Raw genomic sequence first — 24,225 nt, 5'->3', positions numbered from 1 at the left:
ATCGCACTCCACCCCGACCAGCCCTGACCGAAGCTGTTGTACGCGTGGAGCATCGTCCCATCGGCTCCTAGCGCGAACACCTCCGCCGTCCTGGTGTCCGGGTTGTAGACGCTGGTCGGACCGCCGGAGAACGTGTCCGCACCGATCGGGAACCAGTACCTCCACCCTTCGGCGGGGGACCAGTAGGCCCGGTAGATCCTGGAGTCCTGTCCCAGGGCGAACAGTTCGAGTGCGTTCGTGCTCGCGTTGTAGACGACGGACGGCGTCCCCGTGAAGCGGTACCCGCCACCGATCGCACTCCACCCCGACCAGCCCTGACCGAAGCTGTTGTACGCGTGGAGCATCGTCCCATCGGCTCCTAGCGCGAACACCTCCGCCGTCCTGGTATCCGGGTTGTAGACGGTGCTGCGGCCCTCGGTGCGGCCCGACAGGAGAGCGGTCCAAGCGGAAGTGGTCTGCCCGATCCAGCTTCCGAGGTCGTCCACCCGGGTCGCCTCCGCGCCGACACGGGTCTCGGCGGAGCCCAGGCAGCCCTTCTGCCACGAGCGGCTGCTCACGGCGACGAGCTCGACGTGCCCGTTCACCTCGCGCAGGGCCGGGCCGCCGGCGTCCCCCTTGCAGATGGCGGCGCCCGGGGACGCCCCGGCGAGGCCGACCGTGGTGTTCCCGACCGCGCCTGCGGTGAACGCGCCGGAGTGCCGGCGCAGCGGGACCCATTCGGTGGCGGTGCGGCCGTAGCCGGCCACGCGCAGGGTCTCGCCCGGTGCGGGTGCCGTGGTGGCGACGGAGAGGTGGGCGATGCCGGGGACGGGTGTTGCCAGGCGGGCGAGGACCAGGTCTCGGTCGGTACGGGGGACGAGTTCGACGATGTCGGCGACGTGGCCGCCGGTGGTGGTGAGGTCGGCTCGGCCGAGGGTGGCGACCGTTCGAAGGGCCGGCGTGCCGGCGGAGACGGTGGTGGGGATCGCCGGGTTGTCGGCGAAGCAGCCCGCAGCGGTGACGATCCAGTACGGGTCGACGAGCGCGCCGCTGCACGTGCGCTTGCCTTCGCCAATGTCGAGATTGGCCGTGAAGGCGTAGGTGCTGTCGGGGGCCTGGTCGCCGGCGAGTGCGCCGGCCGGTCCGCCGGTCAGCAGCGCACTGCCGAGCATCGCCGCGGAGAGGAACAGGCCGGCTGTGCGTGTCGGGCTGGAGCGTAAGCGGAACATGGCGTCATTCCCTCGCTGGCCGTAGCCGCTAGACGGTGCGTGCCCGGGCAGCCACGGGCCCCGGAAGCGAAAGGTCGCGACGACTTCGGAGCAGGACCGGCACCGGCCGACCGGACCGGGCCCGCCGCCCGGCACTTCGGCACCGCTTCGCCCGCCGCGAGACACACCCCTGCCCCCACAGGCCGTACCGGAGTGCCCTGCACACTGGTGGCACCTGAGAGAAGAACACGAACCAGCGGGCAGTATCCAGCCCCGGCCAGGAACTCCACCGCACCCGGATCCATATTCAGACAATCAATGCGGCCGCTCCCGCCAGGATATCCGGCTGAAGCTCTGACCATCACGTACTGTCGGACATGGGGCAACATAGGGCGCAATGGCCGATATTCTCGGCTTGCAGTGGCGTCGATTCCGGCAGAGGTGAGGGGCCCGGGCTGCGCGTTGGCTCCTTCCCTGGGGGGGAATGATCGTTTTCACACGTCGGAGCCCTGTGGGGCCGCTGAGACGGATTCGTCCTTAGCTTGATTCTGAAGCTCCTATAGATCGTCAAGCTCAGTACCCCGGCCCCTTGGAGGTGCTTGTCCCACTCCCGGGGCCAGACCCACTCGTACATCGTCCGCCGCGCCCAGTAGCACCGGGTGATGCCCTCCAGGAACCCTTCCCCTCCGTCCCAGCCGGGTTCGCCGACAACGCGTTCCAGCGGTCCAGCCAGTACCCGTCGGCCTGGCGAAGCGCGAAGGTGCCCCGGGCCTTGTGCATGTCGGCGAACGTCGTGGACGCCTCGACCTCCTGCTGTACCTGGAGCTCCATGTACAGGGCCCGCCGCTGCGGGTGGGTGGTCTGCTGGGCGAGTTCGCCGAGCGCGGCGACGATCGTCGCCCGTCCCTCGGCGAGGATCTCCTCGGCGGTCGGGGGCGGGGGCAGGGGGGAGGGCTGCTCGCGGACGGCGGCGACGGCGCTCTGGTGGCTCTCGCCAGTCTTGGCGGCCCGGGCTCGGGCGGCGTTCTTCCGGGCGTGGTTCTTGACCATCGGGGTGTCCTTGCTGGCACCGGCCCGCGGGCCCGCTGAACGGCACCGGGACAGTCTGCTGCGAGCGGGCGTTGATGCGGAGCACCGTCGGAACGTCGTACTGCCGGTCGCGGCCGTCAGCGGTCCGGGACCGACACACCGAACGGCCCACCGGCAGCGTATCTGGGCCGCCCGCACGATGGGGCGGGGCGTGCCATCGGTGCGGCCGTATCCCGATCGGCGCCCGGGGTGCGAAGATCACCGCCACCGAGCCGTGGTCACCCGGTCCGGTGGTTGATGATGTGGCGGGCCAGGGCCTCAAGGTGGGCGTCGATGCCCGCCGAGAGCGGGAGCGACGACACGTGAGGCGAGCCAGCCCGCCGACAGCACCAGTTCGAACCGGCGCACCTGCGCTCTCTCGCCCGTGACGCGGGACTCGGCCCACAGGCGGCGGGCGGTACGGGCGTGGTGCTGCTCGTACAGGGCGTCGCGGTCGCCGACCCACAGCACCTCGGCCGCGATCGTCGCGACGGCCGCGGCGTCCGCCCGGAGGCCGAAGGGGGCAGGGTCGGCGCCGACCTTTTCGTCGACGGCGTCGGCCCGGGCGCAGAGCCAAGCATTGACACGCTCGCGGTCGGACCGGTTGACCGTGGAGGGATCGGAGGCGGTGAGGTCTCGCGCCAGGTGGCAACGGCGGCGCTGCCGGTCCAGGCCAGCCGGCCGATCTGGGACAGGTTCACGCGGTCGGAGGTCAGGGCGGCGGTCACGGGCTACCTGATTCAGGTCCGTGGCGGAGGAGGCTGTCGCACGACTGCCCCTGGGCGGGAGTCAAGAGCGATTTGATGTTCGGTTCCGGTTGTTGCGGGGGTGCCGGAGTGTGGGCCTGTGGGGCGGAACTTCCTGGTGTGCGACCGCGAACGTGATCTTGAGATGCCGAGGAGTGCCCGGGAGTGGTTGCCGCCTGGGCACCTGTGCTGGCGGGTGCTTGAGGTGGTCGAGGAGCTGGATCTGTCGGCGTTCGAGGGTGGCTACCGTGCCGACGGACAGGGCGGCGCCGGCTATCCACCGGCGGTCCTGGTCGCCTTGCTCTTCTACTGCTACAGCAAGGGCATACGCTCCTCGCGCGGCATCGAGCGGGCCTGCTGGGACGATCTGGGCTGCCGGATCATCACTGCGAACCGCGCAGTGGACCATTCCACCGTCGCGCGGTTCGTCCAGCGTCACCGCGACGCGCTGATGCAGCTGTTCGTGCAGGTGCTGGCCCTGTGCGGTGGTCGAGGGCTGGTCGATCTGACGGCGGTCGCGGTGGACGGCTCGCCGATGGACGCGAACGCCTCCCGTGACTCCAACAAGCAGTGTCACCACCTCGAAGCTGTCATCGCCCGGTGCGAGGACGAGATCAGCGCGCTCATGGACGACGCGCGAGACCATGCCCGGCACGTCGAGACCGGCGACACCGAGGACGCTGACGACGAGCCGCAGCGTGACGACCGGCCGAGGCTGTCACGCCTGTGTGATCTGCTCGCCCGTGCCCGTACGGCCCGGGACCGGATCTATCAGCGGGCCCTGCCGTCCGCCAACGAGATCAGGATCAAGGTCGAGGCCGCCGAACGCATCGTGGCCCGGGCACAACGGAGGCTGGCCGCGGAGACGGCTGCCCATCAGGAGAAACTGAGGAAGTACCAGGCCCGGACCGAGGCCGACCGGGCGGTGGGCCGCCGGGCCGCCAACGGCCGGCCGCCCGTGCGCATGGAGCACAAGACGGTCCTCGTCCGGCAGCGGGCCCGACTGGCGAAGGCACTCGCTCACCTGGAGCGGGCCTGCAGCCCCGAGCCGGTGCCCTCCCCGACCGCCGTCGCAAGCCTGAGCGATCCGGACTCGCGGCTGCAACTGGGCAAACACGGCGGCTACCTGCAGGGATACAACCTGCAGATCGTGTGTGCGCGTCGCCAGATCCTGCTGGCTATCGACCTCGACGACAACCCCTCGGATTGCACGGCACTGATCCCGATGGTGAGGAAGATCCAGGAGAACCAGCGCGCCGCTGGCCTGGCGGGCGAGATCCTGCTCTGGCTCGCGGACAGCGGATACGCCAGCGCCGCGTCCTTCGAGGAGCTCGCCGACCTGCCGCTACTGGTCTCGGTCACCAGCGAGGCCGACCAGGCGGGCTTCCCCGCGAAGCGCCAGAGTGCCCCCGCCGGTCAGCAGGTCATGGCCGACCGCCTGGCGGCCCCTGCTGGCCGGGCCCAGTACCGCCAACGCAGTGCTCTCGTCGAACCGGGCTTCGCCCAGCTCTTCCAGCGATTCGGCCGACACCTCAACTACCGCGGCCGCCGAGCCGTCGACACCGAGATCAAGCTCCTCGGCACCGTCCACAACCTCAGCAAACTCCTTGCCGGCACCGCGAAATCGCGCTATTGACTCGCGGACCGCGGCAGTCGTGCGACAGCCTCGGAGATGGGCCGCCTCCGGCTCAGAAAGTGTTGGGTAGTTGATCAACTTCATGGCATGATCCACTGGTGGTGATCTTTGCGTCGTCCTGTCCGCGAAGATCACCGCCATGTGTGTCTGTGCGTGCAAGCCCTCGTATGACTCGTCGTTGACGGATGCTCAGTGGGTGGTGATCGAGCCGTTGCTGCCAGTACGGGATCCGCGTCGGGCGGGTCGCCGGTTGAAGTTCCCGCGTCGGCTGGTCGTCGACACCGTGTTGTACGTGCTGGTGAGTGGCTGCGCCTGGCGGCTGGTGCCGCATGACCTCGCCCCGTGGGACGCGGCCTACCGGTGGTTCCGTGCGTGGGCGGCGGACGGTACCTGGGACCGGGTTCACGATGCGTTGCGGGACCGGGTCCGGGTGGCGGACGGCCGGGATCCGCAGCCTTCGGCGGCTGTGCTGGACTCGCAGTCGGCCCGCAGCCGCCGGGGCGGGCAGGCGATCGGCTACGACGCGGGCATGCGTGTGCGGGGCCGCAAGCGGCATCTGCTGGTCGACACCTGCGGGCTCGTGCTGCGGGCGGTCGTGCATTCGGCCTCGGTGCAGGACCGGGCGGGCGCGAAGCTGGTCCTGGCCGGGATCCGGAAGATGATCAAGGTCGCGATGATCCGGCTCATGGCCGCCCACCTCGCCGGCGAGGCGGGCGAACCGCGCGGCCCCATCGGACCGAAGCAGCCCGCCGCCTCGCCGGCGACCTCAAGAACCAGTAGTCATCTGATTACCCAACACTTTCTCAGCTTGTTGTTTAACCCTGGCGGTCACTCGAGCTGCTGATCTGCGGTTCTTCCCGGGACACACGGTGCCGGCGACCTTCGACGGCGCACCTGCCACGGGCGAGCCCGAACCGCAGGCCACCCGGACGCCGACCACCCGGACGCCGACCACCCGTGAGCGCACCGGCACGGCCAGGAACACTGCCGTGAAGAAGACCGCGACCGGGAAGGCTGCGGGGAAGAGGACGGCCGCGAGGACGGCACGTCCAAACAAGGCGTCAACGGCGATCGCCCCGGCCACCAGCGTTCTCGAGTCGGACACTGCGACGGTGCCCGCCCCCACGAAGGAGACGGCTGTACGCGGCACGGCCAGGAAGACGGCTGGCAAGCAGGCCGCCGTGAAGACGGTTGCTGTGGGGACGACCGCGGACGCCGATCCGGCCCCTGTCGCCGAGCCGAAGACGGCTTCCGCGCTGGCCGGTGCTTCCGGCCGCAGGCGGCGCACCGATGCCGACAGCGTTCTGGTCGTTATCGCCGGCGCCGGCGAGTCGCTGCGGGCCCGCCAGGTGACAGGCCTGCTCGGCCTGGACGGTTCCGACGCCGACGTGAACGCCGTACGCACCATGCTGGAGCGCCTCACCAGGAACGGCGCGGTGCAGCGGACCGGCCGAGGTCTGTACGCGGCCGTGTCGGACTGACATCACGGAACCAGCTGGTCACGGCCCGCTGCAGTGCTGACTTGAGCCAGGATGTAGGGCGGGGCTCGGGAGAGGACGACTGTCGGAGCGTCACCCTCCGGAGTGGACAATGGTTCACGGTTGCCGTCCCGCTGCACCGCAGATCCCGCCCCTGCCTCACGCCCCATCGTGCCGGGCCCTGCTGGGAGCTCCGCGACGTGGAACGGCGGGCAGAGGTCCTGTTGGCCTTGCACCGGGAGCAGGGAGCCCTGCTTCGCTCTGCGGGCCCGGGGCCGGACGGGCAGTGTCGTCGCGGTGGAGATCCCGGGTGCTTCGGAGCAACAGGAGCGTCGCGGTCGGGGCTGCGGCAGGCGATGGTCCAGCGGCCGATCTCGCCCCGGCCGCAGCCTCCACGTGCCGGGCCGGGGCGACGGGGTGTGTTGCCGGTTGGTGTTTTCCCGGTCGGGAGTCGCGCTGTCTACGGAGGCGGGCCGAACGGCGCACGGAGGTCCGACGGCGGCTGCGGCTCGTTGTGGTGGGGTGCGGTTGTGGGCTGTCCCGGTTGCGGTGTCGCGCGTCGGCTGGGGTGTGTCGGGTCAGGGCCTGGGGCGGTGCTGGTTCAGTTTGGCGAGCATGACCTGGTTGGCTTCCCAGCCATCGGGGAATTTCGCGGGGACGGAGAGGTGGACGGGGTCGGTGGAGGGGTGGTTGTCGAGGAGGTCGGCGATTCCTTCGCGGGTGACGACGATGCAGGCCTGCCGGTGGCGGGAGGTGAGGACGCACAGGCGTCCGGCTTCCAGGTGGAAGGCGGTGGCGTCCCGGCGTCCGGACAGCGGGTGCACGACGATGACGATCTCGAACTCGCGGCCCTGGAGCCGGTTCGCGGTGTCGACCATGACGTGCGGTGCGCGGGGGTGGCCGGTGCGGGTGAGGGCTTGTCGGACGAGGTCGGCCTGGTCGCGGTGGGCGACGCCGATGGCGATGTCGCCGGGTCCCAGGGGGCGGCCGTCACTGTGGCGCTCGCAGGTGGCGACCGCTCCGCGGGTGAGGATGCGGGCCGCGAGGTCGGCGGCGCTCTGAAGGGTTTCGGTGTCGGTGCGCGGGACGTGACGGCGCGGCAGTTCGTGCAAGGCCCAGCCGGTGGTGAACGCCACCGCGAGTGTCTCGTCCAGATGGTTCTCGCCGAACGGGGTGGTGGTGAGTTCCAGGGTGCGTGTCCCTTCGCCGGTGCCGGCGGTGAAGCCGGTGAAGGGGTAGAAGGCCTGGGAGACGGTGGGGGCGGCGGATGCCGGCAGGCGCCAGGAGAGCGGCAGCCGGTGCACGGGGATGTCCGGGTGGTGCTCCAGCATGACGGTGACGCCGTTCAGCGTCGGGTTGTGCGGCAGGCCGATCCAGCGTTCGGCACCGACGACCGTGAACGGGTCGAGCTGGCCGGGGTCGCCGACGAACAGACCCCGGTCGAAGCGCTCGGCGATGCGCAGCAGCATGTCGGAGCGCATCTGGTAGGACTCGTCCAGGATCGCCCACCGGAACGTGGTGTCGCGGACGGTGGCCCACTTGGCGGCGGTCCCGACGATGATCCGGCAGCCCGACAGGTCGTTCAGTGTGAGGCCGAGGGTCAGGTTCGTCAGGTTGTTCAGGGCCGGCGGGGGAGAGTAGGCGCTGGAGCTCAGCCGGCCGACGGGAACGCCGGGGGCGGCCTCGGCGAGCCGCTCGACCAGGTCGTCGACCTGGTTGTTGGTCTGGGCGACGATGATCGGGCGTTCGCCGCCGGCGGCGAGCTCGAGGGCGGCGCGGACGACCAGGGTGCTCTTGCCGGCGCCGGGCGGGGAGTCGACGACGACGGCCCGCTGCGTGGTGCGCCCGAGGTCGGCCATGATCTCCGCGGTGGCGGCGTTCGCGGCGGCGGCCGGATCCGGCAACGGGCCGGGTGCGGTGGTGTCAGTCGTCATGGCCCCATCCTTCTGCGGCGTCGGTCTCGGCTTCGGTGGTGTCGGCGTCGGGCGCCTGGGCGGGGGAGCGGTGCGTCCACGGGATGCTGTCGGGCGCGGGGAACTGCGCCCCCGGCCGCCAGCCCGGGTCCGGCAGGTAGGCGATGTGCCGGTCCAGCACGGGCACACCGTCCGCCTTCGGGGTACGGATGGTTCCCATGCCGCCGGTGACCTCCACAGTGACCAGCATCGTGCCGCCGTCGGGCAGGACGGAGACGATCTCGGCCTTGTGGCCCGCGGGCATCTGCGGGCTGACCAGTTTGGTGCCGGCGGCCAGGCGTACGGGGTCGTCGGTGCGGATGGTGACGAGCGGCCGCAGTACCCGCCGGTTGCTGCGGCTGAGGACGACCCTGCCGGGTTCGCAGGCCACCACCGTCCCGGCGAACGCCTCCCCGACGCTGCGCCGGTCCGCCAGCACGAACGGGTCGTCGAAGGCCATGTCGGACTCGAAGTCCACCAGCGCCTGCTCGAGCCGGTCCAGGCGCCGCGCCGCGCCGATCGCGGTGTCCCGCTTGGGCTGCGGGAGGCCGCCGGCGTCCCGGTAGTCGGAGTAGGAGGTGAACGCGGCGCAGTCGCGCCCGAAGCGAGCGGCGGTCCGTGGTGCCTCGGGGACGGAGCGCAGCAGTGGGACGGCTTCCCACACCGTGCGCCAGGTGGGCTGGATCTGTTCGGCGATCAGCTCCCGCAGCTCCGCCCGGGCGGCGGCCAGGGCCGCCGGGTTTGCGGCCTGGTTCGCGGTGTCGAACCGTTTGATGGCCGGCGCCAGGACACGGTTGTCGAACTGGGGCGATGTCGTCGGGCCTGCGGGCGGGCAGATGTCCGGGCTCTCCGCGTCGGCCAAGGCCTGTGCGACGTCCGTTCCGGGAGGCGGGGAGATCCAGGCCATGAGGGAGGCCAGGTTCTGGTCCTCCAGGGTGCTCTGGCCGGTGGCCCAGTGTTCGGCGAGCATCCCGGTGACGGGCAGCAGCAGGCAGGTGCCGGCCTGTTCGGCCCGCTCGACCAGGAACGTCAGCCACATGCCGAACTCGGGCACGACGTCCGCGACGGCGTAGGGTCCGGTGGTCGAACGGTAGCGGCACATGCGCCCGAGGTCGGCCAGCGCCTTGATCCCGCCGGTGTTCGGGACCAGGAGCTGAGGCGCGCCGCTGTACCGGGACTTCTCGCCTTCTCCGCGGCGGTCCTGGCGGAAGGAGTCGATGTACTCCATCACGAGGTCGCCGAGAGCGGCGGCGAACGCGAACCGCTGGTCGCGGTTGCGGGGCTGTTCCACGACCAGCAGGGTGGCGTCCTTCTTGGAGGTGCCGACCATCGCCGCCAGTGGTGCTCCGACTTCCCCGGCCATCGTCAGGGGGATCACCACCAGGGGCCGGTCCGACAGGTTCCGGTGGCGGTAGGCGGTCACAGGGACCGCTGTCATCGACTCCATCGCCTGCGCCCGTGCCAGCGCCGACACCATGCTCATGCCGCACCCCTGTTCGTCCGGTCCAACTCGGCCCGCAGTCGGACGGCGTGCCGCAGCGCGACGGCCGTCTCGATCTGGTCGGCGGTCGGCGTCAGCTGCCCGCGGGCCAGCCCCATGACCATGGTCACGGTGTCGATGCCGCCGAACTGTTCGCGCGCCTGCGGTCCCAGGATGTCCAGCGAGGCCTGCTCGCGGGCGCGGGAGCGGCAGTAGAAGGCCATCTCGCAGTGGTTCAGGCAGTCCGGACGGTATGTTGCGTCCACTTGGTCCAGGGACTCGGTCAGCTCCTCGACGGGACGCCGGGCCTTGTGTCCGTCGGAGGCGAGGTCGAAGGTGAGGCCTTCGGGGAGCAGTTCCACCAGGTCCTTGATGCGTTCGAGGCGGGCCAGCTGCCGGGTGAGGGCGGCGACCTGCTTGCGGGCGTCGACGAACGCCGCTGTGGGGCGGTTGGTGAAGCCCTTCGGCGCGACCAGCACGATCTGCTCGGCCACGGCCTCGGGGCCGATGCCGGCCCGGGCGAGCATGTCGCGCAGGGCGATGACGTACGCGCAGGCCTGCGTGGTCGCCGCCTTCACCTGCAGCGGATCGGCCTGGCCGTCGATGATCGGAAAGCTCTTGATCTCCACGATGTAGAAACGGTCGCCGGTACGGAAGGCCACCAGGTCGGGTTCGAGGAACGCCTTGTGGCCGCCGACCGTCAGACGCAGCATCGGGTGGTCGTACAGGGTGCTGTCGCCGGTTCCCCGGGCGGCTTCCGCCAACAGCTGCGCGGTGCGGGCGTGGCGGACCTCGTGTCGGCTGTCGCCGCCGATGTCGTTCAGGTCCCTGGTGCCGACCTCCGGGACCGTCAGTCCCAGGGTCTCGCGCAGGACGCGGAGCAGTTCGGCGTAGCCGTTGGCCTTCACCAGTGTCTCGAAGGCGTTGCCGCGGGCGAGGGCGAAGGAGGACTGGCCGAAGGCGGGCGGGTAGCCGGCGTGCTCGGCGATCGCCTTCTTGTCGGAGCCGGAGGCGTCCAGCAGGGCCCGCAGCGTACAGCGCGGGTTGTTCTCCAGTGCCGCCAGGGACCTGGCGTTGTACGGACGGCGTTGCGCGGAGCCGCGCAGCGCCGTCAGGCGGTCGTCGACTGGTGCGTTCACGGTGCCGGAAGTCCTTGAGGGAAGGTGGGGTTGAGGGGTGGCTGTCAGAGCCGCCGGGCCTGCAGCCGGGTGACGTTGTGCGACGGGGTGCCGAACAGCTGCTGGTCGTCGCTGAGCGAGGTGCGGGCCCGCCGCGCGGCCTCGGCCCGGGTGGCGCGGTCGGCGTCGGCGTGCACGTTCAGTTCCGCCCGGGCCGCCTCGATCACCTGCCGGGGGTCGGGCGCGCTCTCGAGGTTGGAAGCGCTCCTCGGTGTCGCGTCGGGGATGTTCACGGCGAGCCGCCACATCAGCTGGACGGCCGCCGCGGCGGCCGCTTCGCCTGCGGCGCGTACCGCCTCGGCGACGCCGATCGTGCCGGTGAGGTAGTCGGCGCGTTGCGACAGCGGACCGATGATGCGCTGTTCCAGGGGCCAGGTGCTGATCGTCACCAGCGCGCGCACCGGGGACAGCAGATCGTGGGCCAGCGCCGGACAGAGGTAGTACGGGCGGGCGCCGGGGCTGGAGCGGTAGGAGCGTTCCTCGTCCCGCCGCAGGCTGGAGAGCTTGGAGGCGGACAGTTCCCCGGAGAAGAACGCCTCGTGCACGCCGACGATCAGTTTCGGTGCCGCCGGGGTTCCCAGCAGCATCAGGGCCCGGTGGACGTGTTCGCGTGCCGGGAGCCGCGAGCCGGGAAGGGCCGGGGGTGCCTGTGGTGCGGGACGGGGGGGCGAGGGGGCCGGCTCGCCGGTGTCGACGAGGGCGTCCCACGCCTTCTCGGTGCGGCGCAGCTGCGCGCGCAGTTCGCCCGCCCGCTCGGTGTCGCCGGCGGTGGCCGCGTCGCGGATCGCGCGGCGCAGGGTGCTGATGCTCTTCTCCAGTGCGTCCAGCGGATCACTCATGTTCCCCACGCTACCAGAGTTCCAGAGTTTTCCAGATTTCTTCCTGGGATTCGGTGTACAGTCGGCGGCGCTGAACCCATCCGACCCCCGCGGCGCGGCCCGCCCCGCCCGCGCCACCATCCCGTGAGGCACCCCCGTGACAGGACGCGTGTTCCACACCTCCGACTGGCACCTCGGACGCCAGATCGGCCGCTTCCGGCGCGACACCGAGACCGACGCCGTCCTGGACGAGATCATCGACATCGCCGCGGACTTCCGACCCGACCTGATCGTCCACAGCGGCGACCTCTTCGACAGCTCCCGCCCTGGCCTGGACGACGTCCGCCGCGCCGCGCACGCGCTGCGACGACTCGGCGAACTCGCCCCCGTGGTCGTCGTCGCAGGCAACCACGACACCCCCCACGTCCTGGCGTTCCTGCAGTTCGTCCTCACCGACGCGGGTACCCGCCCGCACGACCGGATCCGCGTGCGCTTCGCCGCCGACGCCCGCCCCGACCAGCTCCTCGTCGCCGAATACCCGGCCAGCCGAGGCGAGTCGACACTGCGCATCGGCGCCCTGCCCTACCTGCACCCCAACCGGTTCAGCTACGACTTCACCGACCCCGCCCTGATGACCGCCACCTACACCGAGCGGATGCGCTCCGTCCAAGCGGACGTCCACCGCCGCCTGGCCCAGGGCCGCGGCACCCGCGACATCCTGGTCTTCGCCGCCCACCTGTTCGTCGAAGGGGCCGTCCCCTCCTACTCCGAGCGCCCGATCTCCGTCACCGACGACTGCGCCGCCGCAGCCGCCGACCTGCCCCCGGTGGACTACGGCGCCCTCGGCCACATCCACAAACCGCAGGCCGTCACCCGCACCGCCTTCCCGGCCCGCTACGCCGGCAGTCCGCTGCAGATGGACTTCGGCGAGAGCGGCGAGACCAAGAGCGTCGTGCTCGCCGAGATCGGTCCCAACGCCAAACCCCGCATCGAAACCGTGCCACTGGTCACCGGCCGCCCCCTGGTCCGCCTGGAAGGCACCCTGGACGAGATCGCCCGGCGCGCCGGGCGCATCAAGGACGCCTGGGTGAAGGCCGTCGTGAACGTCGAAGCCCCCACGCCCTTCCTGGCGGACACGCTCGCCAGGATGCTCCCGAAAGCAACGCTCGTCGACATCGACGAGCGCCGCACGCACACCACAAACCCCGCCCTGGAGAGGGAAACCACCACCAAGGAACTGCCCGGCATCGAAGACCTGCTGCGCGAGTACCTGCCCGGCAGGGGCACCACCGGCGCCGCCCTGGACCGCGCCATGGCCGTCTTCGCCGACCTGCGGAGCGAACCCGACCCCGACAGCACAGCCCCCTGCTGCGAGGAGAACCTGCTGACCGCCGCCATCGCCGGCCAACCCCTTGACACCGCCCACCGCCCTGGCGGCCCGGCCGACACGGACACCACCGAAACGGAGACGGCCTGATGAAGCCGCTCACCCTCACCCTCGAGGGACTGCGCAGCTACCCCACCAAGGTCGCCATCGACCTGACCGGAAGAAACCTCGTCGCGGCTCTCGGCGATACGGGCGCCGGCAAGAGCAGCCTGCTCGACGCCCTCGCCTACGCCCTGTTCCGCAAGAGCTCCTGGGACGCCAAGGAGCCCCGCCAGCTCATCACCGACGGCGCCGAAGCCATGAGCGTCGATCTCACGTTCCTGCACGACCGACAGCACTGGCACGTGCACCGCACCATGCACGTCCGAAACCCCAACGCCGGCCGGCATCACCTCAAGAACCTCGACACGGGAGAGGAGTTCGACGGCGCCACCAACGTCGACAGCCGCATCAAGGACGCACTCCAGATGGGCTACGAGACGTTCCTGCGGGTCGGGCTTCTTCCGCAGGGCAGGTTCGACCAACTCCTCACCGCCACAGCCAAGGAACGGGGCGAACGGCTGCGTGAACTGTTCGGCGCCGAATCCCTCGAAGCGGTCCACCAGGCGGCCGTCCGCCAGAGCCAGTCACTTCGACTGCTGCTGGCTGAAGCGAAAGCCAAACGCGACCACATGCCGGCCGACCCCGAGGGGGCCGCCGCAGCGGCCGGTGCCGCCGCCGACGCCGCGACCGCCCGTGCCCGCCACCTGACCGACGCCACCGACCGCGCCACCGTCCTGCAGCAGGAAGCCGCAGCGGCCCGCGCCACCGTGCAGACCGCACAAGCCACGGCCCGCGACCTGGCGGCGAACACGGTCACCGACGCCGACCACAGCCTGGACGAACTCGCCTCCGCCGCCGCCGACATCGCCGCACGGCGCGACGCCCTGGACCAGCGCGCCACCCGAGTCGCGGCCAGGGAAGAAGAGCTGGCGAAAGCGATCACCGCAGCCGAAACGAAGGGAGAAGGCCCGGGTGCTCTCTCCAAAGCAGCCGGCACCCTCGAATCCCTCACAGCCCGCGCCGAGGAACTGCGCGACGAGCGGGACCGGCTCGCCGCACGCGCCGACGAACTCGCCACCGAGAGCGACGCCCTCACGGAGGCCGAAGCCCAACTGGAGCAGCGCGAAGCACGTACGCAGCCGCTGACCGAGGCAGCCGGAGCCGCAGCGGACACGAACAACGCCATCCGCCGGCTCGTCACACAAGCCCTCGCACGGACGGACGCCGCAATCTCGGCCGCACAGCACGTCGCCACCACGGCAGCCGCCCTAACCGCCGCCGAAGCCAAACACAAGGCCCTCAACAAAGAACTCGGCCGACTGGAGGTCGACACGACAGCCGATGCCGCTGTCGCGGACGCCGAGGACCACCTCGACACCCTCCAACTGCACAACAAAGCCGCCGCCATCGCCACAGAACTGCACCCCGGCGGCGACTGCCCGGTCTGCCGCCGATCACTGCCCGCGGGCTTCGCACCGGCCGCCGCAGCCGACACCACCGAACTGCGCGCCGCCAAAGCACAGGTGCGACGGGCAAAGGAAGCACAGCTCAAGGCGGCCACCCGCATCGCCGCCGGCCAGGCAGCCGTCACCGCGGCCCAGGACGCCGTCGCAGAGCGCCGACAGGAACACCGACAGGCCCGGAGCACGTCACAAGAAGCCACGGCCGAAGCAGCCCAGACCTTCGAAACCCTACAAGCCCTGGCCAACAGCACCACCACCCCGAACGCAGGATTCGACGCCCCCACCGCCGCGGCAGCCCTGAACCGGGCAGCCGCCATCGCAGCCGCACCCGCCGCGGACGGCGCAGCCCCCACCGATCAGCCCGCCGAACATCTCACGACGCCGATCACCGACGCGCTCACCACCTGCGAACAAGCAGCCGCCGCCCACGCCGAGCGACTGCAGGCCGACCTGGCCGACAGCACCGCCACGATCAAGGCACAACACACGGCCCTCGAAACACGCAGAAGCAGCCACCGACGTGACCTCGACACCACGGAGAAGGACTCGAAGCTGCACAACCGGGCCACGTCCCGGACCGATAGCGACATCCGAGCCCTGCCCACCCGCATCCAGGCCATGCTTCCCGACCTGGCGACCGACATCACGGCCGACCAGGTGGCCACCGCCCTCACAGCCGTCACCACCAGCCTGGAAGAGATCCGGCAACTCCTCGACGAACAGAAGACACTGAACGCGCAGAACACCGCCCACCTCGAACAGCAACGCACCCTCGACCAGGAAACCCACGACAAAGTGGACCAGCCACTGACCCGGCTGCTCACCACACTCAACACCTGGGCCAGGGGCGCCACCCAGGCAGCCACCCACCTGAAGACAGCCGAACTCGATCACATCCCGCACATCCCCACCCCCGCGGGAATCGCCGAGACCAGACCGTACGCCACCGCCCTGTCCACGATCACAGGGTCCCTCCAGGGCAAACTCGCCGAGCTGTCCACGTCCGCATCGAACGCCGCCGACACCGCACAGACCGCCCTCGCCGCGATCGCCGCCTCCCTCACCGACATCGACGGCTTCGACCCGGCAACCGACCTGACGACACCTCAGGCCCTGTACCCCCTCATCGCCGCAGCAGCACAAGACACCAGGGAAGCCGAGAACCAGCGCAGCAAGCAGACCGAAGCCAAAGAGCTGATCAAACCCGCCGCCGACCTCAGCCACGCCATCACAGCCGGCGAAGCCCGCCTCGAAGCGCTGGAGGTGCTGCGCCGCGAACTGGTCGACGCCAAATTCCTGGGCCACCTCATGACACTGCGCACCCACGCGCTTCTCGGTGCCGCCAGCGACCTGCTGGGTCAGATGTCCGAGCAACGCTTCGGCTTCGCCGCCAACTTCAACATCGTCAGCCGCAGTTCCGGAGTCGACCACCCACCGCACCGGCTCTCGGGAGGTGAGAAGTTCCTCGCGTCACTGGCACTCGCGCTGGCACTGGCCGAACTGCACGCCCGCAGCGGCACCTCCCTCGGCTCCCTCTTCCTCGACGAAGGCTTCGCAGCCCTGGACACCACCACGTTGGAGGCAGCCCTGGAAGTCCTGCGCGCCCAGGCCGACGGCGACCGGTTCGTCATGGTGATCAGCCACCTGCACGCCGTCGCCGAGGCCGTCGACGACGTGCTGTGGGTCGAGCGGACACCCGTCGGCTCCTCCGCCCGCTGGCTGACAACAACCGAGCGCAACGAACTGGTCCAGGCCGATCTGGCCAGCGGACTGCAGACACTGATGCGGTAGCGCGCCCGCAACCACCGCCCGATCGTCACCGGTCACCCTCGTGCAGGGGCAGCCGCGTCGGCGGCAGACGAACAAGGGGAGCACAACCTCAAAATGCCCGAAGAGCAACTCGACCCCGGCATTCCCGACCCGAGGGCCACGCAACGCATGGTTCCTCACATCCCCTGGCCGGTGCCGGGCTCGCCGCACCCGCACGTTCGCGGCTACTACCAGCCGATCCTCGAGGAACGGCCGAGCGTCACCGTCGTTGCACCCGTAGCTGGCCCGGACACGGTCGTTGATGGTGGTGATCCACGGCCTTCTCGCCGCCTCGACGGCGCTGGCGTTCCCGAAGTCCCCAGACAGCGGCCCCGAGCCCGGCAGGAGGGCCGCCGGACATGTCGGCCGGACGGGCAGGTCATTCACGTACAAAGCAAGTTCGGCGGGGCGAGCCCCGGCCCTCGACCCGACACGCGCAGGACCTCGTGAGTGGGAGGAATTGTCCCCACCGCAGCGGTGCGCCCCTGGCCTGCCGTGCTGGTGTCGACCACGTCCAATTGGTCCCCGGACCCCAATGCGTATACGGAGCGTAACTGCTCTACGCTGTGCTTGTCGGTCCCGGGTCGGACGGGCCGGGGAGGGACAGCAGAAACAGCGGGCAGTGCCGTGCGGGCGTCGACGGTCGGAGCAGGGAGTGGGCGGGCGCACCGGACTGGGGCACTCGTTGCCGGGTGGTCGGACCTCAACGATGTAGGAGCATGTGTTTCACGGGACGATGCCGTTCCTCCTGGTGGACACCTACCCGTCGAAGGGCTCATGAAGGGGCTCGCGGACCCTGTGAACTCCAGAGCCGACAGTCCCGAGCGGGCGACCCGAGACTCTGCTGCCCCCACCTGAACCCAGATGTGCAATGCCGTTGACCGATACACGCCCTTGAACGGCAGAAGGATTGCAGACGTCGCGCCGACCTCGGTCCCGGCACGGTACGCCGCCGCGGTGTCCTGCGCCGCCTCGCGCGCTCCGAGCGGGTGGTGGTGCAGCGCGGCGCGGACTCCGGCGGCCGCGGAACCGTGTTCGTCGACGACGAGGCCGACCTCGCGCGGGCGGCGGAAATGGCCGGCCCCTACCGGGTGACGGCGTTCGTCACGGGCTGGGCCCGGTGACGGCAAGGCGGTCGAGTTCAACGGCACCAGCACGTCCTACGTCGACCTGCCCACGCCCATCCTCCAGGCCAAGGCCGACATCGCCGCCGAGCTCTGGTTCCGCACCTCGGGACCGGGCGTCCTGCTCTCACTGCAGAGCGAGCCCGTGAACGCGCCGCCGTACAACGTGGTGCCGGCCCTGTACGTCGGCTCCGACGGAAAGCTCCGGGGCGGGTACTACGGCATCTCCGACGGTCCGATCACCTCGGGCGGCGCGGTCACCGACGGCTCGTGGCACCACGCGGTGCTCAGCGCCGGGCAGGGCACCCAGTCCCTCTACCTGGACGGCGCGCTGGTCGGGACCCTTCCCGGCGCGGTCAACCACCTGAACATGAACCGCACCTACCTGGGCGGCGGCTATACCGGCACCATGCCCGGCGGGAACGGCGGCTCGTCCTGGCTGAACGGCCAGATCGACGAGGTCGCCCTCTACCAGCACCCCCTGACCGCCGAGCGCGTAGCCGCCCACTACCAGGCCCGCTCGCTGTCGGCCGCCACCGAACTGGCGTCCCGCGTCACCCTGACCGACCCGGCCGGCAGCGTCTCCACCGAGGTCCACGACGCCACCCGCGGCAACCGCCTGATCGCCCGCACCGATGAGTCGGGGGCCACCACCAGCTACACCTACGACACCGGCGGCTACCTCCACTCCGTCACCGACCCCAACGGCCACAGCAGTGTGAGCGGCCACGACGCCCGCGGCAACACCGTCTCGCTCACCACCTGCCGTGACTCCAACTCCTGCTGGACCTCCTACACCAGCTACTTCCACAACCCCGACAACCCGCGCGACCCGCGCAACGACAAGCCCACCGAGACCCGCGACGGCCGTTCCTCCGGGCCCGCCGACAACACCTACCGCACCACCGTCAGCTACACGGCCCTGGGTCTGCCCGACACCACCACCCGCCCCGACGGCCGCACCACCCGCGCCACCTACACCGCCGGCACCGAACCGGCCACCGGCGGCGGCACCACCCCGCCGGGTCTGCTGGCCACTGAGACCACCGCCGGCGGCGCGGTGACGACGTACGCCTACAACGCCGCCGGTGACGTGGTACGGTCCGTGCTGCCCAGCGGGCTCGTCTTCACCTACGGCTACGACACGGCCGGCCGCAAGATCTGGACGACCGAGACCTCCGACGCGCATCCAGCCGGGGTCACCACGACCTACGCGTACGACTCCCTGAACCGCCTCACCGTCCAGACCGGGCCGAAGGTCTCCGACGCGGTGACCGGCGCCGAGCACCAGACCCGCTCCACGACGACGTACGACGCGGACGGCCGGGTGACCGGCACGACCGTCGCCGACATCGTCGGCACAGACGGTTCACGGACCGCCACGACCGTCTACGACACGGCCGGCCGGGCCGAAACGGACACCGACGCCGAGGGCGGCGTCACCCGTTACGGCTACGACGCGCTCAGCCGCATTGCCAGCCTGACCGACCCGTTGGGCCAGGTCACGCGGTTCACCTACACCCCTCGCAGCCAGCGCGCGACCACCGTCGTCGAGGGCTGGAACGGTGACGGCGGCGCCACCCGTGACCTGACCGTCGAGAGTCGGGCCTACGACCCGGCCGGACGCCTGGCGTCGGTCACCGACGCGATGGGCGCCGTCACCTCCTACACCTACTTCGACGACGGCCTGCCCGCGACGGTAACGGTCGAGAACGTGACCCAGTCCGACGGGACCGTCCGTTCCATCGTGATGGAGGCGGCCGAGTACGACGGTGCCGGCCAGCTGGTCAAGCGCACCACCGGTGGCGGCCGCACCAGCACGGTGAACACCTTCGACTCCGTCGGACACGTCACCCAGAGCGTGCTCGACCCGGCGGGTCTCAAGCGCACCATCTCCGTGGGGTACGACGCCGACGACCGCGTCACGTCCACCACCCTGAAGGTCAGTGACACCGAGAACAGCGTCCAGAGCAGCACCTACGACACCGCCGGCCGCCTCACCCGCAGTGAGCTGTCCTCCTCCCTCGGGGGGCCGAGCAGCGTCGCGACCTACGCCTACGACCAGCGCGGCCTGGTCATCAGCAGCACCTCGCCGATCGGCAACTCGGCGGGCGCGGACCCGGCCGCGTACACAACCTCCTTCGGCTACGACGTCCTCGGCCGCGCCGTCACCGTCACCGCGCCGCCGGTGGCGGCGGAGAGCGGCGGCGCCGCGGCGACCGTCCGGCCGATCACCACGACCGGCTACAACGCCTTCGGCGAGGCGGTCTCCGCGAAGGACCCGCTGGGCCGCGTCGCCCGCACCGCCGTCGACCGGCTCGGCCGTGCCGTCGCGGCCACCCTGCCCGCCTACACACCGCCCGGCGCCGGTACCCCGCTCACACCCACCAGTACGGTCGAGTACGACAAGCTGTCCCGTGTCGTGGCCGCCAGTGACGCGGCCGGGCGACGGACCACCTTCGCGTACGACCGCCTGGACCACGAGACCAAGCGCGTGGAGCCCAACTCGCTCGGCGCTCTGCAGCCCCCCGTCGACGACAACCCGCCCACCTGGACCTCGACCTGGACCCCCACCGGCCTCCAGCTCTCCGCCACGGATCCGGTGGGGGCGCGCGCCGAGGCCACCTACGACCAGCTCGGCCGTGTGCTCACCGCCACCGTCGTCGAACGCAAGCCCACCCTGCAGAACGTCACCAGCAGGTTCACGTGGGACGACGCCGGGAACCAGACCGCCGCGACCAGCCCCACCGGCAGCGTCGGGAAGGCCACCTACAACGCGGCCGGCCAGATCCTCACCGCGACCGACCCGCTCGGTCGCACCAGCCGCCGTGACTACGACGACGCCGGCCGCCTCACCAAGAGCACCACCCCGATGGGCGAGGCGATCCGCACCCGCTTCGACGGCCTCGGTAACCCGGTGGTCGCCGAGGACCTCGACGCCGCCGGTACGGTCCTGCGCACGGTCCCCACGGCGTTCGACCTCGAAGGCCGGGTGGTGAGCGCGACCAGTCCGACGAGTGGCGCCGTCACCACCACCCGCTACGACGTGCTCGGCCGCCCGGTCGCGCTCACCGAGCCCGTCGCGGCCGGTCAGTCGATCACCACGACCTTCGGCTACGACGCCGCGGGCAACCGGACCCGTCTCACCGACGGACGCGGTAACACCACCGTCTACACGTTCAACGCCTGGGGCCTCCCCGAGAGCACCGTCGAACCGTCCACCACCGCCCACCCCACCGCGGCGACCGCACCTGGACCACCGCGTACGACGTGGCCGGCCAGGCCGTGAAGCTCATCGAACCGAGCGGCGTGGTACGCACCCGCACCTTCGACCCGGCGGGACGCGTGGTCCGCGAGAGCGGTACCGGAGCGGAGACGGCGACCACCGACCGCGAGTTCGTCTACGACAAGGCCGGACACCTGCTCCAGCACAACGGGACCGCCCTCGCGAGTCAGGCGTACGCCTACAACGACCGAGGACTGCTGCTCAAGGCTGGCGCCGACCTGAACGCCCAGGCCCAGACCTGGGAGTACGACGCCGAAGGGCGTCAGACCAAGCGCTGGGACAAGTCCACCGGCACCACCTACTTCGCCTACAAGGCTGACGGCCAGCTGGACTGGGCGCACAACCCGCAGACCGGGACCCAGAACTGGTACGGCTACGACGGCGACGGCCGCCTCAGCAAGCACTTCTACGTCGCCCCGGACCCGGCCGACACCACCAAGCTCAAGGCCAGGGCCGAGCGCCGTCTCAGCTACGACGCGCTGGGCCGCCTCGCCACCGACCAACTCCTCGCGAACCCCACTGTCGGCACCGGCACCCAGCTCACCGCCACCGCCTACACCTACGATCTCGACGACCGCCTCACCCGCAAGACCGTCAGCGGCACCCCCGCCGAGCCGGTGCGGGACAACACCTACGGCTACGACCTCGCCGGCCGCCTCACCTCCTGGACCGCCGACGGCACCACCACTCCGTACACCTGGGACGCCGCCGGCAACCGCACCGGCAACGGCACCGCCACCGCCTCCTACGACGAGCGCAACCGCCTCCTCGGCGACGGCACCAGCACCTACCGCTACACCGCCCGTGGCACCCTCGCCGGGGTGACCACCGGAGTGCAGGAGGAGACCCTCCGCTACGACGCCTTCAACCGCCTGATCAGCGACGGCACCGTCACCTACACCTACGACGGCCTGGACCGCGTCATCGGCCGCAACGCCGCCAGGTTCACCTACGACGGCGGCACCAGCAACCTGACCAGCGACGGCACCTGGAGCTACGCCCGCGACAGCGCCGGTACCCTCCTCGGTGCCACCGACGGCACCAACAACGTCCGTGTCCGCACCGACCAGCACACCGACGCCACTAGCACCCTGAACACCGACGGCACCGCCGTGGTCGGTGCCACCGTCTACGACCCCTTCGGCAAGCCCGTCACCACCAGCGGCACCCGGTCCAGCCTCGGCTACCAGTCAGGCTGGACCGACCCCACCACCGGCGACGTCAACATGAGCGCCCGCTGGTACCGCCCCGGTACCGGTGGCTTCACCTCCCGCGACTCCTGGCAGCTGAACCCGTCCCCGTCCGTCCAGGCCAACCGCTACACCTACGGCAACGCCAGCCCGCTCAACGGCACCGACCCGACAGGGCACGAGAACATCTCGCACTGCGGTTGCGGAGGCCCGGCGGCCGTGGCCCCCGCGGTCCCCGGCCCCAGCGCCGGGCAGGCGGCGGCCGGCAACGGCGGCGGTATCAACTTCGGAGGCAACGGCCGGTTCGGCGGCTCGATCACCATCAAGCAGGGGTCCGGCCAGTCCGCCCCGCAGGCGGCCCAGCCGGCCGCGCCGTACGTTCCGAACACCTCGGGCGCCCGGGCGCAGGCTCCGAACTCGGCGCCGATGCCGGGCGTGCCCTTCGCCGGTGCGAACGTGGTGGGACTCGGTGGCTACGGTTCCGCGAGCAGCTCGTCGTCGAGCAGTTCCTGGGGCAACGAGATCGACCGGGAGAAGCAGGAGGCCCGGGACTGGCGCCGAAGCAACCCCGGAAGCCTGTCCAGCAGCACCACCCCGCGCAGCCAGGGCTCCCCGTCCTCGCGACCCCCCCAGGGTTCGCCGTACGCGCCGAAGGGCCCGGCCAAGCCGAAGAACCCGACCGGCTCGCCCGTCAAGAACCCGACCGGCGCGCGCGGCCCTCAGAAGCAGCAGCCCTGCAAGACCTGCAGCCCGGTCAAGGCACCCCCGCGCCCGGCCGCCCCCAAGGCCGAGCCCCCCAAGCCCATCCTCGACAAGCACGCGCCGGCCCCCCAGCGCCCTACCCCCCAGCTCGATTGGAGCGCCCCGAACCCCCGCGACGCGATCAACTTTCTCGCCGCTTCATACAGCAGCACCGACGTCCTCGCCATGCTCGTCCTCGCCGCCAACGTCACCCCCGGCGCCGAGACGGCCCCCGGACCTGAACCCGATCCGTCCGGCGGAGGCGACCCGGGTCGTGGTGCCGGCTGCCTCCTGGACAATGCGGGCTGGGTCAACACCGGACAGATAGACATCGGCAACGGGGGACGCGCGACAGGCGTGACGGCGTGTCTCGACCAGGACTACATCCGTAAGAACCCGGGTACCGCCACGAAGACGAGGAGTGGGATCAAGCCGGCCGGCTACGACTGGGCGCGCAACCAGGTGTCCTACTGGGGCGGGGACGCATCCGATGTGCATGCGTGCCATGTCCTCGGAAACCAACTGGGTGGTTCCGGTACTAATCTGGCGAACCTATTCCCTTGCGGAAGTGACGCAAATTCCCATGTCGGGAAGTTTGGGGCTGACACTGATCGCCTGGGGCCGATAACCAGCATGCTGAATTTTGAGGATCGGGTGAAGGCGCAGATCGACAACAAGAGGGTTGTTCTCTATCAGGTGACCCCGCACTATGCCGGGGGGAGGCTCGCCCCCTATGAGGTCGAGATGAGCTATGTGGCATGGGATCGGAACGGACGTCTGGTTGGTGCCAGTTCGGACACTGTTTCGAATCTGATCTACACGGCCGGAAGTGGCTGGAAGAATCTCGGCCTGTCGATAGACAGTCGATCGGGCGAGGACGCCGGGTTGTTCGGCGATGGGTGACGAGGGAAGACGAGAATTCATGCACCAGATGATCGGTCGCTTGTCCGGCATCCTCGGGATTTCGGAGGCTCAAGGTGATGTCGTCGACTGGGAGGAAGTTGCGCGGAGCACGGGCCTGCGGGTTCCGGCGGACTACCGGGACTTCGTCGCGGTGTTCGGCGGCGGTGAGCTGAACGAGTACCTCGCGGTCCGCATCCCGCCGGTGGAAGGCCGCCCCGAGAGCCGGCTGCTGGAGGGACTCAGGTTCGATCCGCGGGAGGAACCGCAGCCGGGCGGCGGAGCCGGCGCCGTGGAGCTGTCCGAGGAGGGCAGGCTTCTTCCCTTCGCGACGACCATCAACGGTGACGTGGTGTTCTGGATCTGCGACTCGCTCGATCCCGAGAGCTGGGACGTCGTCGTCTTCAGGCGCCAGGTGCCGTACGGAACCGCCCGGTGGCGCCGGTACGGGATGGGTTTCGGCGAGTTTCTCGTCGGTGCTCTGGACGGGGTGCTGCCCAATCCCTTCAGCGACGATTCCTGGAACCTTCCCCCGCACGAGTACCGGAACTGGCGGGAGGGACTGAAGCCCTCGGCTTGACTCCGAGGCTTCTGCAGATCGTCAGTGTCGGCGGCGGCTCAATCTGGGTTCTGGATCAATTTCCGGATGCTGTTGGTGATCTTCATGAGCGACGGGTTCGAGTCCCGTCGTTCAGTTGTTGACACAGGTGCTGGAAGCGGGTGGTCGGGCCCCTTCGGTC

General features: G+C 70.4%; 15 protein-coding genes and 2 pseudogenes. 10 read left to right on the top strand and 7 right to left on the bottom strand.

What is annotated here, in order from left to right; genetic code table 11:
- Both ACFWIC_RS37030 and ACFWIC_RS37025 read right to left on the bottom strand, forming a co-directional pair.
- The coding region (locus ACFWIC_RS37030) for a trypsin-like serine protease (protein WP_380521334.1) at nucleotides 1-1,208 on the bottom strand (1,208 nt) is incomplete at its 3' end.
- 552 nt (nucleotides 1,209-1,760) lie between these two features.
- The gene (locus tag ACFWIC_RS37025; RefSeq protein ID WP_380521333.1) at nucleotides 1,761-2,237 is read right to left on the bottom strand and encodes a hypothetical protein; all 477 of its coding nucleotides are present in this window, start codon (nucleotides 2,235-2,237) and stop codon (nucleotides 1,761-1,763) included.
- A gap of 444 nt (nucleotides 2,238-2,681) precedes the next feature.
- Here ACFWIC_RS37025 and ACFWIC_RS37020 point away from each other — a divergent pair, with 444 nt between their 5' ends.
- The 3 genes and pseudogenes from ACFWIC_RS37020 to ACFWIC_RS37010 all read left to right on the top strand — a co-directional run bounded on the left by ACFWIC_RS37020 (nucleotide 2,682) and on the right by ACFWIC_RS37010 (nucleotide 5,417).
- A complete protein-coding gene (locus tag ACFWIC_RS37020) occupies nucleotides 2,682-3,059 on the top strand; it encodes a hypothetical protein (RefSeq protein WP_380521331.1) in 378 nt (125 codons plus the stop codon).
- 147 nt (nucleotides 3,060-3,206) lie between these two features.
- The gene (locus ACFWIC_RS37015) at nucleotides 3,207-4,637 is read left to right on the top strand and encodes a transposase (protein WP_380521330.1); all 1,431 of its coding nucleotides are present in this window, start codon (nucleotides 3,207-3,209) and stop codon (nucleotides 4,635-4,637) included.
- A 139-nt stretch (nucleotides 4,638-4,776) separates the two neighbouring features.
- A pseudogene (locus tag ACFWIC_RS37010) lies at nucleotides 4,777-5,417 on the top strand (IS5 family transposase).
- Here ACFWIC_RS37010 and ACFWIC_RS37005 read toward each other — a convergent pair.
- Nucleotides 5,404-5,721, bottom strand: a complete 318-nt coding sequence (locus ACFWIC_RS37005) for a hypothetical protein (protein WP_380521328.1) — start codon at nucleotides 5,719-5,721, stop codon at nucleotides 5,404-5,406. The pseudogene ACFWIC_RS37010 and the gene ACFWIC_RS37005 sit on opposite strands and share 14 nt — an antisense overlap.
- A 28-nt stretch (nucleotides 5,722-5,749) precedes the next feature.
- Between ACFWIC_RS37005 and ACFWIC_RS37000 the strand changes: the two genes are divergently transcribed.
- Nucleotides 5,750-6,118 (top strand): hypothetical protein, encoded by a 369-nt coding sequence (locus tag ACFWIC_RS37000; RefSeq protein ID WP_380521327.1) that lies wholly within the window; start codon nucleotides 5,750-5,752, stop codon nucleotides 6,116-6,118.
- Nucleotides 6,119-6,693: 575 nt separating this feature from the next.
- On the opposite strand, the gene ACFWIC_RS36995 is transcribed toward ACFWIC_RS37000, so the two are convergent.
- Genes ACFWIC_RS36995 through ACFWIC_RS36980 form a run of 4 tightly spaced genes read right to left on the bottom strand, consistent with a single transcriptional unit; the run spans nucleotide 6,694 to nucleotide 11,564 of the window.
- Nucleotides 6,694-8,049: an AAA domain-containing protein gene (locus tag ACFWIC_RS36995; protein WP_380521325.1), complete on the bottom strand. Its 1,356-nt coding sequence runs from the start codon at nucleotides 8,047-8,049 to the stop codon at nucleotides 6,694-6,696.
- Entirely contained in the window at nucleotides 8,039-9,550 is a 1,512-nt protein-coding gene (locus ACFWIC_RS36990) for a hypothetical protein (RefSeq protein ID WP_380521323.1), read from the bottom strand. The genes ACFWIC_RS36995 and ACFWIC_RS36990 overlap by 11 nt, the downstream gene beginning before the upstream one ends.
- Nucleotides 9,547-10,686: a hypothetical protein gene (locus tag ACFWIC_RS36985; RefSeq protein WP_380521321.1), complete on the bottom strand. Its 1,140-nt coding sequence runs from the start codon at nucleotides 10,684-10,686 to the stop codon at nucleotides 9,547-9,549. The genes ACFWIC_RS36990 and ACFWIC_RS36985 overlap by 4 nt, the downstream gene beginning before the upstream one ends.
- Nucleotides 10,687-10,730: 44 nt before the next feature.
- Nucleotides 10,731-11,564 (bottom strand): hypothetical protein, encoded by an 834-nt coding sequence (locus ACFWIC_RS36980; RefSeq protein ID WP_380521320.1) that lies wholly within the window; start codon nucleotides 11,562-11,564, stop codon nucleotides 10,731-10,733.
- Nucleotides 11,565-11,700: 136 nt separating this feature from the next.
- Here ACFWIC_RS36980 and ACFWIC_RS36975 point away from each other — a divergent pair, with 136 nt between their 5' ends.
- From ACFWIC_RS36975 to ACFWIC_RS36950, 6 genes and pseudogenes are all read left to right on the top strand, one after another.
- Nucleotides 11,701-13,020 (top strand): exonuclease SbcCD subunit D, encoded by a 1,320-nt coding sequence (locus ACFWIC_RS36975; protein WP_380521318.1) that lies wholly within the window; start codon nucleotides 11,701-11,703, stop codon nucleotides 13,018-13,020.
- On the top strand, nucleotides 13,020-16,226 hold the full coding sequence (locus tag ACFWIC_RS36970; RefSeq protein WP_380521316.1) for an AAA family ATPase: 3,207 nt from the start codon (nucleotides 13,020-13,022) through the stop codon (nucleotides 16,224-16,226). Before ACFWIC_RS36975 ends, ACFWIC_RS36970 begins: the two co-directional genes overlap by 1 nt.
- Before the next feature lie 1,182 nt (nucleotides 16,227-17,408).
- Nucleotides 17,409-19,061 (top strand): annotated as a pseudogene (locus ACFWIC_RS36965) (LamG-like jellyroll fold domain-containing protein); the annotation flags it as partial.
- A gap of 57 nt (nucleotides 19,062-19,118) precedes the next feature.
- Nucleotides 19,119-20,657 carry a hypothetical protein gene (locus tag ACFWIC_RS36960; RefSeq protein ID WP_380521348.1) on the top strand — a complete coding sequence of 513 codons (1,539 nt, stop codon included), beginning with the start codon at nucleotides 19,119-19,121 and terminating at the stop codon, nucleotides 20,655-20,657.
- Complete coding sequence (locus ACFWIC_RS36955) at nucleotides 20,639-23,488, top strand: RHS repeat-associated core domain-containing protein (RefSeq protein WP_380521314.1); 2,850 nt, start codon at nucleotides 20,639-20,641, stop codon at nucleotides 23,486-23,488. The genes ACFWIC_RS36960 and ACFWIC_RS36955 overlap by 19 nt, the downstream gene beginning before the upstream one ends.
- A 19-nt stretch (nucleotides 23,489-23,507) precedes the next feature.
- The gene (locus tag ACFWIC_RS36950) at nucleotides 23,508-24,065 is read left to right on the top strand and encodes an SMI1/KNR4 family protein (protein ID WP_380521312.1); all 558 of its coding nucleotides are present in this window, start codon (nucleotides 23,508-23,510) and stop codon (nucleotides 24,063-24,065) included.
- Nucleotides 24,066-24,225: the final 160 nt, after the last annotated feature.

Origin of the sequence: Kitasatospora sp. NPDC127035, from assembly GCF_042726075.1 — a bacterium.
Taxonomy (GTDB): domain Bacteria; phylum Actinomycetota; class Actinomycetes; order Streptomycetales; family Streptomycetaceae; genus Kitasatospora.
This window is presented reverse-complemented; position numbering and strand designations above follow the sequence as displayed.

Coding starts and splice junctions, on each gene's coding strand:
- ACFWIC_RS37025 (WP_380521333.1), bottom strand. CDS start 2,237: ATGGTCAAGAACCACGCCCGGAAGAACGCCGCCCGAGCCCGGGCCGCC.
- ACFWIC_RS36995 (WP_380521325.1), bottom strand. CDS start 8,049: ATGACGACTGACACCACCGCACCCGGCCCGTTGCCGGATCCGGCCGCC.
- ACFWIC_RS36990 (WP_380521323.1), bottom strand. CDS start 9,550: ATGAGCATGGTGTCGGCGCTGGCACGGGCGCAGGCGATGGAGTCGATG.
- ACFWIC_RS36980 (WP_380521320.1), bottom strand. CDS start 11,564: ATGAGTGATCCGCTGGACGCACTGGAGAAGAGCATCAGCACCCTGCGC.
- ACFWIC_RS36970 (WP_380521316.1), top strand. CDS start 13,020: ATGAAGCCGCTCACCCTCACCCTCGAGGGACTGCGCAGCTACCCCACC.
- ACFWIC_RS36960 (WP_380521348.1), top strand. CDS start 19,119: ATGGAGGCGGCCGAGTACGACGGTGCCGGCCAGCTGGTCAAGCGCACC.
- ACFWIC_RS36950 (WP_380521312.1), top strand. CDS start 23,508: ATGCACCAGATGATCGGTCGCTTGTCCGGCATCCTCGGGATTTCGGAG.